A 14,029-nucleotide genomic window follows, 5' to 3' on the forward strand; every position below is an offset into this window, starting at 1 on the left:
AAGCGCGCTCCTTAGCGGATATCCAAGTAATCCAAGACCAATTCACAGAACATCATGTTAGCCCAAGAGAACCATTCACGAGAATAAAGAGTTGGGTCATCCACGTGGAAGCTTTCGTGCATGACACCTGTCCCCCCATCACAAGCAACCAGCTGATCCAGCAAGAATTTCTTCTCTGCTTTATCTGTCGTTGTCAAGCCTTGGATAGACAGAGCGATTGGCCAGATATAGCGATAGAAGGTATGAGAACTGCCGAGACCGCTAGCGTATTCTCCTTGGTAGAAGTATGGATTTTCAGGGCTCAGAATGGTACGACGAGTGGCTTGATACACTTCATCGTTAACATCGCAGTAGCCCAGATAAGGCGCAGCCAGCAGACTTGGTACGTTTGGATCATCCATGATGCTGGCATTGCCTAGACCATCCACTTCAAAGGCGTAAATCTTTTCGCCCTTGCTGTTAGTAGTGTAGGCATAGTTTTCAATTCCTTCTTGGATTTCAGCACAAAGACGCTTGGCATCAGCAATAATACTCTCGTTATCAGCTAGGTTTAATGCTGCGAAGATCTCTTGCACATAACCCAAGACTACTACAGCAAACATATTTGACGGAATCAAGTAGCTATACTGACAGCAGTCATCACTCGGACGAAAAGCTGACCAAGTCATACCTGTCACTGCAAAATCAGGTCCAAAGCCATCATTTACCAAGGTATCTTCCTTGCGGTCCGTATCTCGAACAAAACGATAAGGAGAGTTGTTATGGTCTTGTTCAACCGTCCAAAGATGGAGAATCTCCTTAGTCGCTGTGACAAAAGTATCATCAAACTGGCTAGTCTCACCAGTCTCTTTCCAGAGGATATAAGCCAACTGCAAAGGATAGCAAAGCGAGTCCACCTCGTACTTGCGTTCCCAAATCCAGCCATTCAGCTCGGTATGGTCGGTCTCGTGATGCCCCTTCCAGTTTTCCTCGATGTTAAAGGAATTGGCATAAGGATCCTTGAGCACCAAGGTCATCTGACGTTTGACTAAACCTGCAATGGTCTGACGCAGGAGGGTATCTCTTTTAGCCACATGCAGGTAGGGTCTGAGTTGAGCTGTCGAATCCCGAAGCCACATAGCAGGAATATCCCCAGTCAAGACAAAAGTTGAACCATCTTCTAGGATTGCAACCGTATTGTCCAAGGTGTCTGTATAGCAACGCTCGAAAACATCCACCCACTCTGGATGGTCCTTAGCCCGCTCTGCCACTTCATCTAGCCATTCTCGAACAATTTCTTTTGAATAAATCATCGTGCAGTGTCCTCTTTCAAACAAGTTTCATTTTCAGTATATAGCTTTTGAGACAGAAAATACATACACAAATGATAGTCATTTTTCTACAAAATAGTTATCTTTGAAGCTCCTTTTCTAAAGGCCCTCTTTTTCTGATATAATGTAGAAAAACAGCTAAAGGAAAGACTATGAAACTACTACTTGAAACCATCGATACCCGCTTTGGAACTGCCAGCAAGCATGCCTTCTCTCGGGGAAATACCCTGCCATACACAGGCGTGCCTTTTGGGATGAATTACTTTGTACCCCAGACCAGTGACCAGGAGGGCTCTTGGTTTTTCGATCCGCATCTGCCTATCTTTCAGGGGATTCGATTAACCCACCAGCCCAGCCCTTGGATTGGCGACTACTCTTGGCTCCTTCTGACACCTGTCACAGGCCAACTGGGTGGAGACAGCCTCTTCCATCGCCAGTCTTCCTATGATATGGATAAGGCCTCTTTCCAACCTCATTATCTGAAAATTTTCTCCCTGCGCTATCAGATTGAAAGCCAGCTTACACCGACTTGCTACGGTGCTTCTATTCGTTTGGAACAAAAGCAAGGCAAAGCCCTCTCCCTCTATCTTCACGCAGCAGATGAACTGACAGTGGAGCAAGTAGATGAGCGGACTCTTACCCTACGACAAGAAGGTAAAACTGAAACCAACAAAAATCCACTGATACTGTTCACATCCCTGAAAATGAATACGGATATCCTTGCTATCAGCCAAGAAGGTGGAGACTGGCGAATCGACCTGGCAGATAGTCATGCTGAAATTCAGCTAGCGACTTCTTTCATCTCTCCTTCTCAAGCTCTAATCAATCTACCTCAAAAAGATTTTGATAACTGTAAATCAAGTGCCCAAGCGGACTGGGAAAATCTCCTCCATCATTTTGATGTTATAGAGACAGGAGAGACTGACCGGACCTTCTTTGATCACTGTCTCTACAGACTCTTCCTCTTTCCTCAGACTTTTTATGAGGTTGATGAATCAGGACAAGCCATCCACATAGATTTGGCTACTAGAACTGTCAAGCCTGGTGTCCTCTTCAGCAACAATGGTTTCTGGGATACCTTCCGCACCACCTTCCCCCTCTTTTCCCTTATCATACCGGAACACTACCACCGCTTCTTAGAAGGATTTCTCAATAACTACCGCGATACTGGTTTTCTCCCAAAATGGCTGGCTCCAGATGAACGGGGTATGATGCCAGGTACACTTTTAGACGGTATTATCGCAGATAGCGCCTGCAAGGACATGGCCCCTGACCTAGAAGAAGAACTCCTCCAAGCCATGCTTGAAACAGCCAGCAAGGCCGACCCTCTCGGCATCAATGGCCGTCACGGACTAGCCCAATACCAAGAACTAGGCTACCTCTCTACCGACCACCACGAAAGCGTCAGCCACACCCTAGACTACGCCTATAGCGATTTTTGTATCGCTCGCTGTGCTGAAAAACTAGGGAAAATAGAAATCGCTGAAACCTACAAGGCCGCATCACAAAATTACCGCCATCTATTTGACGCTGAGACAGGTTACATGCGAGCGCGTGATAGTCAAGGCAACTTCCGTCCTGATTTCTCTCCTTATAGTTGGGGACGCGACTATGCCGAATGCTCTGCCATCCAAGCAACTTTAGGCGTCCTCCACGACATCCCAGACTTAATCCAGCTTATGGGTGGAAAAGAAGCCTTTAGCAACTATCTTTTAAAAGCCTGTCAGGAGGCTCCCCTCTTTGAGACAACAGGCTATGGTTACGAAATTCATGAAATGAGCGAAATGGCTACTGCTCCTTTTGGGCAACTCGCCATTTCTAACCAACCTAGCTTCCACATTCCTTATCTCTTCCGCTACAGCGATTACCCTTACTACACTGCCCTTCTCATCAAGACGCTCCGTCAGAAAACTTTTCACCCAAGTTGGGAAGCCTATCCTGGCGATGAGGATAACGGTAGTCTCTCGGCTTGGTATATCTGGTCAGCTCTCGGATTTTATCCGACCTGTCCAGGAAAACCAAGCTATGACCTCGGAATCCCTCTCTTTGGCCATCTCCGAGTCTATCTGGCTAAAGAAGGTAAATGGCTGGATATCCATTCTAAACAAAACCACAGCCATTTTAACTTTGTAAAAGAATGCCGACTAGACAAAACACTCGTATCAACGATTCAACATCAAGACCTCCTAAAAGCTGAACAGCTAACCTTTACCCTCAGCTGGTTGCCAAGTTACTCATAGCCAAAAGAACCTTTGCGCAATGCAAAGATTCTTTTGTTTTATGAAACTTGGACTTGAAGTTGATCAACCAATTGTCCATTAACAGTCAGATTCAGATAGAAATCTAGGGTCTTATCAGCAGCAAAATACAGGGTTGGTAGATGCAAATCTTTTTTGCATTCCCCTGCTTGGAATTGAAGGATTTGAATCTCGTCCTGATAGGCGACACCATGGACACCTGTCCCTGGTTGAATCGAAATCTTAGCTTCCAAAGGAGTATTACTTTCGCTACGTTCAATCCTAAAATGAAGAGTCTCTCCCTTTGTCACAGCTAGACTTTTTTCTGCAAAAGCTAACCCCTGAACAGCTACTGTTTGTGATAACCTCGGAGTCTTATAGAGTGAAATCTTGGTCAATACAGGCATAGATTGTACCTCGGTAATCATCACGCGCACCTTCTGTGCCTCTACTAGCGAACCTCGCAAGAGACGCTTATAACCAACTGTAAAGCCCTTACCAAATTCTTGCCAGACGCCATCCACCTCTACTTGCATATGAAAAGCAGCGATTCGTTGCCCTAGCTTCAAATCTTCTCTTAACTCAATCACATCAAAAGTTTTAGGTGATCCTAAGTCGAGTTCTAACTGGATTGGCAAGCCTGCATCGCTTGCCCAAGAGCTGGTCTTAAGGCCATCTGTCAAATGGTGACAGGCAAAGTCTGCGGAAAGAGCAGGACCAGATACCTTAGCTCCCAGAGCCAAATCTTCTTTATAGAGCTCATTGCGATAGGTCGCAAATTCATAGAGGCGTTCAATATCCTTTGCATCAAATAGCCCAGCTTGATTCGGCGGAATATTAAGTAGGAGCGGGGTTCCTCTCCCCACTGAGTGAAAATAGATTTCGACCAACTCCTCAAGAGACTTAGGATCCTGCCCCTCATGGTAAAACCAACCCGGCCGAATAGAGACATCTGCCTCACCGATTGAAAAAATCATGCCCGAGGGATCTCCGTGCTGAAGATAGTCCAGCTCTGCTTCTGTTCCTAGTTTATCAGGATTCACCTTTTGCCATAGAGGATTACCTGCATACCCTCGTTCATTGCCAATCCAGCGGATACTAGTGCCTTCTGTTGAAAAAATTAAACAATCGCCCTGCAGTTCACGAATGGTTTCAAACCATTTTTCAAATTCATAATTGACCTTTTGAGCGCCCTCTCCTCTGGCACCATCCATCCAGACCTCAGCAAATTTCCCTCCATTTCCATAGGCAGGATTTGATAAGATCTCCTTCAGCTGAGCCAGATAATAGGCATTATAGTCCGCTTCTCGGTCCACATGATAGAGAGGACTGTGGGCATCCCACGGTGACAGGTAGACCCCCATATCCATATCAAACTCTGTGGCAGCTTGTGATACTTCAAGGAGCAAATCCCCCTCTCCACTCCTCCAAGGACTGGCCTTGACCGAATAATCTGTGTGAACTGTCGGATAGAGGACAAAACCATCGTGGTGTTTGACCACCAAAATCAACTTTTTAAAGCCCGTTTCTTTGAGTACACGAACCCACTCACGCGCGTCTAACCTTGTCGGGTTAAATCGTTCAGGATTCTCCTGACCTGTCCCCCATTCCTGGTCATAAAAGGTATTGGGCCCAAAATGGATAAAGGCTGCTAGTTCATCCTCTAAATAAGCTAGCTGGGCCTGACTAGGCAAGGGGCCATGCGGTTTTATTTCTCTTACCATATTACTTCCTATCTACATTTTTCTTTACTTTTTTTGCATACACTTGCAATTCTGTTAACGCTAGTGGATTTACCAAGTTTTCAAATCGAAGACGAAGGGCATAGGTTTCCACCTTGTCAAATTCAAAACGAAGCTCCTCATCCTTATCACTTGAAACTTTTCTAATAGCTGATACAGGTCGCCAATTCTCCTCTTGTTTGAGCAGGGAATCCTTATCTAAATGATTTGGAGTCCGAGGCAAGGCAGGCTCATTCCCTACATAATAGTCGATATAGGTCGGATCAACAGCCAAATAGTCTTGATTCTCAACATAATATAAGGTCAGGTTATCCACAAATCGCGGTTTTAAAATCCCTGCATCTCCAAAAAGAATGCCCACGCTGGCTTGCTCTGACTTGGTAATCCAAGTATTGGCTGTCGATTTTTTCCGAGCAATGACCTTGTCATTGAGGTAAGAGGCTGGGTGATTTGGCTCTGAGTGAGAAGCAAAGACCAGAGGCAGGTTGGACCCTGTCCACTGATTGGAAATAACTTCCCCATCTACACTGGCATCTGTCACATGAATGGTGACTATTGCTGGCAACTCACAGCCCGATACTTGCCCTGTGAGCACACATTCTCCTACCTGAGCATAGACTTGAGGATCGACTTCATCCCAAGTCACCTTGGCCGTATCTCGTCTGCCATCTGATAAGACTAGCTTGACTCGGTCTGGTAAGTGTGGGGCTTCCTTGACAAGCGTCCAAACCCTTTCAGGCTCAATAGCACAAATCCCTTGGACACAAACCTGAGCAGAAGCCTTTAAATCCAGACCTTCTAGCTGACCAGATACCGTAAACTCATGAAATCTTGCCAAAGCTTGCTCAGGAATCTCCTCCCAAGCAACCTTGACTCGTTTTGCACCGCCTGACTCATAGTCCATCAAAACTGAAGATGGCAGCTGTGGATAAGTCCCCCTATCTGTATACAAGCGAAGTGGTCGTACAGAAACCGCCTGCCCTAGTGAGGTATTTTCTGCAACCTGCAAATGAGTTTGATAGGTCTTCCCTTGATAAATGGCGCGAATAGCCACGTCGCCTGCAGACAAGCAATGAAGCACTCCCTGCTTGATAATGGCCTGGGCACCACCACTCGTCTCCCAAATCACTTCACTATTCCCCACCTTATTCACAGGGTTATCCACAATTTGTGGATAAAGTCCAATAGCTGGGGAATCCCCTTCTTGTAAACCTGCCTTCTTGTCCACTCGAATCTCAAATAAGCGCTTAGTTTTCAATGGTTGGCAAGCCAAAGCCTCTCCCACTAGGAAATCAAAACTTGCTGGCTCTAGACCTCTGGCACTGGCCTTTACTCTCACTTGACCTACCTGCTCCAAGCTCTGAACTAAGAGGACACCTCTGCCATGGAAGGCTTTCCTCTTAAACCGACCATTTTTCTGAGCCTTGTAACGTTCACGACTGGCCTGCCTACCATTATCCACACCTACAATACGAGCAGGGCCTTCAATTTCAAAATGAAACTGATTGGAAGCAGTCGGCACCCAATTTCCATCCTTGTCCAATACATCAAAATAGAGATAAAGGAGGTCTTGCCCATCTGGCTCCAGTTTTGTTTTCTCGGCATGAAGCCCAATCTTAGCAGGCTTACCTGCAGTCACCACCCTATCTTCTGCCACAAGCTGACCTTGACGGTCATAAGCCACAGCACACAATTCTCCCGGTTGATAAGCCAAACGCCATTCGAGATAGAGTTGGTCAGAACCTTGTCCCTCTTGGTATTTTCTACCATCTGAAGTCCATTTTTCCTGAAAATTCTTCCTACCTTGAGATTTTCCATTTAGAAATAGCTCTACAGAACCAGCATTTGAATACACTCGAACAGGGATATCCCCATACTTATCCACAACTTGTTGATAACTCTTGTGGATTTCCCAATTCCAGTGAGGTAAGATATGAACCATGGGATGCTGATCTAGGTCCAACCACTGACTTTGATAGAGGTAATAGTCATTTTTAGGAATCCCTGCCGTGTCCACGATCCCAAAATAGGAACTCTTTACAGGCGTGTCGTTTTGATTGTGCCAAGGAGTCGGCTCACCGATATAATCCACTCCTGTCCAGATAAACTGACCCGCATAGTCTAGCCGATTTCTATCTACTGTCCAAGAAGCCGTCGCTGTCTTCCCCCAAGGAACCCGATCATTGCCATAGTCTGACTGTTCAAAATTCCGCACGCGGCGATTATCCCCAACCCATTCCTTAGCTGGGCGAAAATAACTATCACGCGTCCTTGTAGCCGATGAGGTTTCAGACCCGTAAAGTCGCCACTTGGGATGTCTTTTGCGAATCCCGTCAATATTGTCTTCCGAGTAATTCAAGCCCACCACATCCAGCAAATTGGCTATCTTTTCATGACCTCCAGACCCATCTCCAAAGCGGAACTGATCCATTCCCATGGTCACAAAACGGCTATCATCAACCTCCTTAACCCTTTCTAGCAAGCGTTTGATCGTCTTCAATGAATGAGCATCTCCATTTGCTTCACTGACTTCATTTCCCAAGGACCACATAAAAATCGCTGGATTGTTCTTACCACGCTCAATCATGGTGCGCAAATCATAATCTGACCAGAAATCGCCTGTTTTCGCTTCTGGATGAGTCGCTTCTTCCTCAAAAAAGCGACCATAGTCATATTCTTTCTTGCCTCCATACCAGGTATCAAAGGCTTCTTCTTGGATGAGTAAGCCCATTTTGGCAGACAGATCCAGCAAGATGCTACTGCCTGGATTATGGGTGATTCGAATCGCATTGACCCCCATTTCCTTCATCTGGCGCAAGCATCTCTCAGCAGCTGACTTGTTTTCCACAGCTCCCAATGCTCCGTAGTCATGGTGCAAACAAACCCCGTGAATCTTCAACCAGCGACCATTTAGAAAGAAGCCCTTATCCGCTTGCCAATCCATATAACGGTAACCAAAAGCCTCCTCTTCTTCATCAACCAACATGCCATTTTTGTAAAGGCGAGTCTTCAATTGGTAAATGTGGGGATGATCAATATCCCAAAGCAAGGGTTGAAAAATTGATATTGCTTGTTGGAAATGATGTTTGTCCCCAGACTCAATCACTATAGAGTCTGTCGCCTGCCAGTCTGACAGCTGTTGGCCATCATACCAGATACTCTGTTCCAAATACACCGACACGGACTGAGTTCCATCATTTGAAACCTTACTTGTAAGCTGAGTTTCCACCCATCCATCTCTTTGTTCCATTAGCTTGGGACTTTCTATCTTAATCCCATATAAATCCAGATGTACCGAATCCGTAATCAACAATTTCACTTCTCGGTAAATACCGCTACCAGAGTACCAACGACTGCTAGGTTGCTGATTTTCCACAAAAACCGCAAGCTGGTTGGCCGTCCCATCATTTCTTAGATAAGGCGTGATATCATAAGAAAAGGGCGTATAGCCACTGGGATAATAGCCCAGCACTTGCCCGTTGATATAGACTTGGGCATTCATGTAAACTCCATCAAACAACAAACGCACCGATACAAGACTGGCATCTTCTTCCAAGTAAAACTGTGTCCGATACCAGGCTTGACCACCATTTAACTGACCACCCTCATTTTGCGCTGGCGAATACTGGTCAAAATCATTGTAAATACTCCAGTCATGTGGCACTTGAATAGCCTGCCAATTTTCTCTATGAAAATCCGGCGCCAAGGCCTCTTCTTTCCCCACCTCTTGGCTAAAAAACCAGTGATTTCGCAAAACTTCTTCTCTTCTCATACAAGCATTCCTCTTTAAACAAGTCTATCAATTTGACTATATCACAAAACAAAAGCGCTTTCAACACTTCCTCCATCACTCCCTAAATACTCAGAAAAGATTCTATAATTTGTGGAGGAGGATTTTAATCCTCAAAGCTACAAGGGTAATACAAAAAGAGCCTGACTCCAGGCTCTTTAGTCTATTATTTCTTCTCAGCACGAAGGGCTGACAAGATTTGTGTACGGATATCATCCACACCATTTGGCGTATTTGGTAAAAAGATCGTTTGATTGCCTTTAGAGGCAAAGGTATTCAAGGTATCCAAATACTGGTTGGTCAAAAGAATGGACATGATTTGCTCTTCTGTCATACCAACATTGGCTTCCTTGAGTTCTGTGATAGACTCTGCTAATCCATCCACAATCGCTTTACGTTGTTGGGCAATCCCCACACCATGAAGGCGGTCTTTTTCTGCTTCTGCTTCAGCTGCAGTGACGATTTTAATCTTGTCTGCTTCCGCCAATTCTTGCGCTGCGACCCGCTTACGTTGCGCCGCATTGATTTCATTCATGGATTGCTTAACTTCTGCATCTGGTTCGACCTTAGTAATCAAGGTTTTCACGATAATATAACCGTAAGTAGTCATTTCTTCTGCTACTTGGTGTTGAACTTCAAGGGCAATCTCATCTTTTTTCTCAAACAATTCATCCAAGGTTAATTTGGGAACAGAAGAGCGAAGAGCATCTTCGATATAAGATTTAATCTGAGATTCTGGACGCATGAGTTTATAGTAGGCATCTGTCACGCTCTGCTCATTAACACGGTACTGAGTCGCTACATTCATCATAACAAACACATTATCCTTGGTTTTAGTCTCAACCACAATATCGCTTTGCAACAAGCGCAACTGAATCCGCGCTGCAATCGAGTCAATCCCAAAAGGCAAGCGAATATGAATACCGCTATTGGCAACCTTTTGGTATTTCCCAAAGCGTTCAATAATCGCCACCGACTGCTGACGAACCACATAAACTGTACTCAGTGTGACTATCACCAATAGGAGCACACAAACCACCACAAAAATCATCAAAAATGTTGCCATTATCGTGACCTCCATCATTATTTTTCCTGTATTATAGCACATTTAAAGAAGGCTGTGCAGTTTTAACTGCGATTTTTAAAAATAAAATGTTAACCATCTATTTTGTAACTAAAAAGATAGCCTCATACAAAGCTATCCTTTGATTCTCATCAATGCGCCAACATTTCTTGAGCGATTTCTTGGCCAGATAGGTTATCTGGGTAGTAGGTTGGCCAGTTATCCATTTCTTCAAAGAGGGCTTCTTGGCTTGTGCCTCCAAAGAAGATATGGAAATGTTCTGCCTTAACTGGGGCGATATTGTGGTCACTAAACTGAACATACTTGAACTGTCCAGCGTCTGCATCTGTGGCTTCAAAGAGGAAGCGCACGCCACGATTGCCTTTCTTGTAAGTCAAGATTTTCTTACCAACATACTTGTAGGTGAATTTCTTACTTTGTCCACCTTGAACAAATTCCATAGTATTATCAGAAATGTTGATCTTAGTGACATCTGTCTGATAGCCTTTTGTATAGTAAGCCTTGTACTCAGCCTGAGTCATCTTACCAGTCAACTTAGACTTGTAGTCAAAGACTTGGTCAAACGTACCATCTTCAAGGAAAGGATAAACTGATTGCCAGTTACCTACATAGTCACTCAAGGTGCGGTCCTTGACGTCTGCATCCTCGAAGTAACCATTTTGAACTGTCTTGGTATCCTCTGCCTTTTCAGGCTCAATTGCTGGGCCTTCTTGGTCCGTTGTTTGTTTCAGAGCCTTGAGGTTTTTCTCCATAACGGAGATGTAGTTTTCGCCAGCCTTGGTATCCTCTTCTGTCAGACTTTCTAAAGGATTGAGGACATCTGTTTTGACACCTGCTTCTTTTGAAAGTGTGTTAGCAAGTGCTTGTGAAGCATTTTCTTCAAAGTAGATATAGGCAATTTTATTTTTCTTGACGTACTCTGTCAATTCTGCCAGACGAGCAGCTGATGGTTCTGCATCTGGAGAGAGACCTGAGATTGCGACTTGTTTGAGTCCATAGTCCAAGGCAAGATAGTTAAAGGCTGCGTGTTGAGTCACAAAGCTCTTTTGTTTGGCTTGAGACAAGCCTTCTGCATAAGCCTTATCCAAGGCTTGCAATTTTTCGATATAGGCAGCAGCATTCTTTTCAAAGGTCTCTTTTTTATCAGGATAATCTGCTGACAAGCTATCACGGATGTGCTCTACTAGTTTAATGGCACGAACTGGTGATAACCAAACATGGGGATCGTACTCATGGTGATGGCTTTCTTCGCTATGGTCATGGTCTCCCTCTTCTTCCTCACCACCTGGCAAAAGCAACATATCACCTGTCGCCTTGATGGTTTTCACCTTTTTCTTATCCAAGGTATCTAGCAATTTAGGAACCCATGTTTCCATGTTTTCATTTTCATAAACGAAGGTATCTGCATCTTGGATTTTGGCAACTGCCTTGGCAGACGGTTCATATTCATGGGGTTCTGTCCCTGCACCGATTAGGAGTTCTACATTAGCAGTATCTCCTGCGACTTGCTTGGTAAATTCATAGACAGGGTAAAAGGTTGTCACAATATTTAGTTTGCCATCTGCCTGCTTTTGATTGGAACAAGCCACTAAAAACAAGGCACATAGACTGGCGAACAATAAGCTAATTTTTTTCACGTTAGTCTCCTATTTGATAAAACGTCTCACTAAACTAATGAGTAAAAAGACAGTTACAAAAATAATGGTAATACTTGCACTTGCAGGTGTTTCTGCATAGTAGGAAATGTAAAGTCCTGCTACCATTCCCAAAAATCCAATAGCACTGGCAAGCAGCATAACCGATTTAAAGTTTTTCCCTAGACGAAGGGCAATACTAGCTGGCAAGACCATAATGGTCGATACCAGAAGAGCTCCTGCAGCAGGAATCATAAGGGCAATGGCCACCCCCGTCACCATGTTAAAAAGAATGGACATGGTACGAACTGGCAAGCCATCCACAAAGGCCGTATCCTCATCAAAGGTCAAAATGTACATCGGACGAAGGAAGAGGAAGGTCAAAATCAAAACAACCGCCGCAATGACAAAGAGGGAAATAACCTGCTCTTCGCTGATAGTCACGATTGAACCAAAAAGATACTGGTCCAAACTCATTGAACTCGAGCTTTTACCCTTACTCATGACAATCAGAGAAACAGCCAGACCTGTCGACATGAGGATAGCTGTCCCGATTTCCATAAAGCTCTTGTAAACCGTACGGAGATACTCCAAAAAGACCGCCGCAATCAAGACAATAGCAATAGTGGAAATAGTCGGAGAAATCCCTAGTACCAGACCAAAGGCTACACCTGAAAGCGAGACGTGGCTGAGGGTATCACTCATCAAACTCTGACGGCGCAAGATAAGGAAGGTTCCCAATACCGGCGAGAAAAGACTCATGGCAATAACGGCCAGAAAGGCACGCTGCATAAAGTCATAAGATAATAAACTAAGCATGGCCCACCTCCTGATCATTCTCATGAACATTGAAACAACGCCATGGCGAGTCTTGGTTACGGACTAGATGAATATTGCGATCCGCATAATCCTTAACTTCTTCAGGGTCATGGGTAATCATCAAAACAGCCTTGCCATGATGATGGGCGCTGTGGTGCATGAGTTCGTAAAATTCATTTTTACTTCCTGCATCCATTCCTGTTGTCGGCTCATCTAGGATAAATACATCAGGGTCAGAAGCAAACATACGCGCGATTACCGCCCGTTGCTTTTGCCCCCCAGAAAGAGAACCCAAGCGTTTGTCTCTGTGCTCCCACATGCCAACTGAATCCAGACTGGCCTTGATATGCTCCTCATCATGAGCATTTAAACGACGGAACCAACCCTTTCGTGGGTAGCGTCCCGACTTGACAAATTCATAAACCGTACTTGGAAAACCAGCGTTAAAACTGGCAATCTGTTGAGGTAGATAAGCTATTCTCAATTTCTTACCCTGGGTATTTGTCTTTGAAATGGTCACCTTACCAATGCGTGGTTGAAGAATCCCAAGACTGGCCTTGATCAGTGTCGTCTTAGCCGCTCCATTTTCCCCTGTCAAGGTAACAAATTCCCCACTATCAACACTATAATTGATATGTTCAAGAACAGGCTCCTTATCATAATAGAAGGACAAATCCTCTACCGTAATATATCTCATTATTTGATTTCTCCTACTAAAGCAGTCAAAAACCGCTGAATCACTTTTTGTTCATTTGGAGTAAACTGAGTCGCCACTTGTTCATAGGTTAAAAGCGTATGCTCATGGTGATGATGGTGCTCCTCAGCAATTGGACGAGCCAAGTCAGTCAATTGATAAAAAATCACACGCGCATCCTTAGGATCTTTAGATGTCTCCAACATTCCTTCCTTGACCAAAGACTTAATAGCCTTGGTAACTGCCGCCTGACTGACATTGAGACGACGGGCCAACTCTGAATTGGTTAAAGATTCCTCTGACAATAGCATGAGGATATGCTCCTGAGTATTGGTTAGAGCTACCTCGCTAGTGCAATGACCTATTAGGATTTCATGCTGGTTTTCCGCCTGCAAAATCACCTCATTCAAAAAGGCATCGATATCCTTCGCTAGCTGTCTCATATCTGACTCCTTTCCTTTTGGACTTCTCTTTTTTAAGAGAAAATACTATTCTTTGAAGAATTATTTACTGGTTAATTATATCACAACCAAAAAAAGAGTCAAGAAAAAACGTGAAAACCAGTTTCATTCTTGAACTCTTCCATACTATTATCTATTGAAATTCCTTGACATCTCCATCATAAGTTGCCCATCATCTGAATCTATTTTAGAAGACACAACTCTTTTTCTTCTAATTATATATAAAATGGAGAAGGTCTAAGCCTTCTCCAAATACAT

Annotated in this window: 9 protein-coding genes; 1 reads left to right on the forward strand and 8 read right to left on the reverse strand. The window is 44.4% G+C overall.

The window, feature by feature from the left end; translation table 11 throughout:
• Positions 1-11 precede the first annotated feature (11 nt).
• A complete protein-coding gene (locus OCF95_RS04380; protein ID WP_261104975.1) occupies positions 12-1,292 on the reverse strand; it encodes a glycoside hydrolase family 125 protein in 1,281 nt (426 codons plus the stop codon).
• A 170-nt stretch (positions 1,293-1,462) separates the two neighbouring features.
• On the opposite strand from OCF95_RS04380, the gene OCF95_RS04385 reads away from it, so the two are divergent.
• Entirely contained in the window at positions 1,463-3,550 is a 2,088-nt protein-coding gene (locus OCF95_RS04385) for a GH92 family glycosyl hydrolase (RefSeq protein WP_261104976.1), read from the forward strand.
• Positions 3,551-3,588: 38 nt separating this feature from the next.
• Here OCF95_RS04385 and OCF95_RS04390 read toward each other — a convergent pair whose 3' ends face one another.
• From OCF95_RS04390 to adcR, 7 genes are all read right to left on the reverse strand, one after another.
• The gene (locus tag OCF95_RS04390) at positions 3,589-5,271 is read right to left on the reverse strand and encodes an alpha-L-fucosidase (protein ID WP_261104977.1); all 1,683 of its coding nucleotides are present in this window, start codon (positions 5,269-5,271) and stop codon (positions 3,589-3,591) included.
• Position 5,272: 1 nt separating this feature from the next.
• Positions 5,273-9,061, reverse strand: coding sequence for a glycoside hydrolase family 2 TIM barrel-domain containing protein (locus tag OCF95_RS04395; RefSeq protein ID WP_261104978.1), 3,789 nt, complete (start codon positions 9,059-9,061; stop codon positions 5,273-5,275).
• Positions 9,062-9,245: 184 nt separating this feature from the next.
• Positions 9,246-10,130 (reverse strand): SPFH domain-containing protein, encoded by an 885-nt coding sequence (locus OCF95_RS04400; RefSeq protein WP_004235732.1) that lies wholly within the window; start codon positions 10,128-10,130, stop codon positions 9,246-9,248.
• A 164-nt stretch (positions 10,131-10,294) separates the two neighbouring features.
• The gene (gene adcA / locus OCF95_RS04405; RefSeq protein WP_261104979.1) at positions 10,295-11,800 is read right to left on the reverse strand and encodes a zinc ABC transporter substrate-binding lipoprotein AdcA; all 1,506 of its coding nucleotides are present in this window, start codon (positions 11,798-11,800) and stop codon (positions 10,295-10,297) included.
• Positions 11,801-11,809: 9 nt separating this feature from the next.
• Positions 11,810-12,616, reverse strand: a complete 807-nt coding sequence (locus OCF95_RS04410; protein WP_000950030.1) for a metal ABC transporter permease — start codon at positions 12,614-12,616, stop codon at positions 11,810-11,812.
• Entirely contained in the window at positions 12,609-13,313 is a 705-nt protein-coding gene (locus tag OCF95_RS04415; protein WP_001269496.1) for a metal ABC transporter ATP-binding protein, read from the reverse strand. The genes OCF95_RS04410 and OCF95_RS04415 overlap by 8 nt, the downstream gene beginning before the upstream one ends.
• Positions 13,313-13,753: a zinc-dependent transcriptional regulator AdcR gene (adcR, locus tag OCF95_RS04420; RefSeq protein ID WP_001249308.1), complete on the reverse strand. Its 441-nt coding sequence runs from the start codon at positions 13,751-13,753 to the stop codon at positions 13,313-13,315. Before adcR ends, OCF95_RS04415 begins: the two co-directional genes overlap by 1 nt.
• Positions 13,754-14,029 lie beyond the last annotated feature (276 nt).

The sequence above is a fragment of the Streptococcus mitis genome (assembly GCF_946188615.1).
Taxonomy (GTDB): Bacteria; Bacillota; Bacilli; order Lactobacillales; family Streptococcaceae; genus Streptococcus; species Streptococcus mitis_BZ.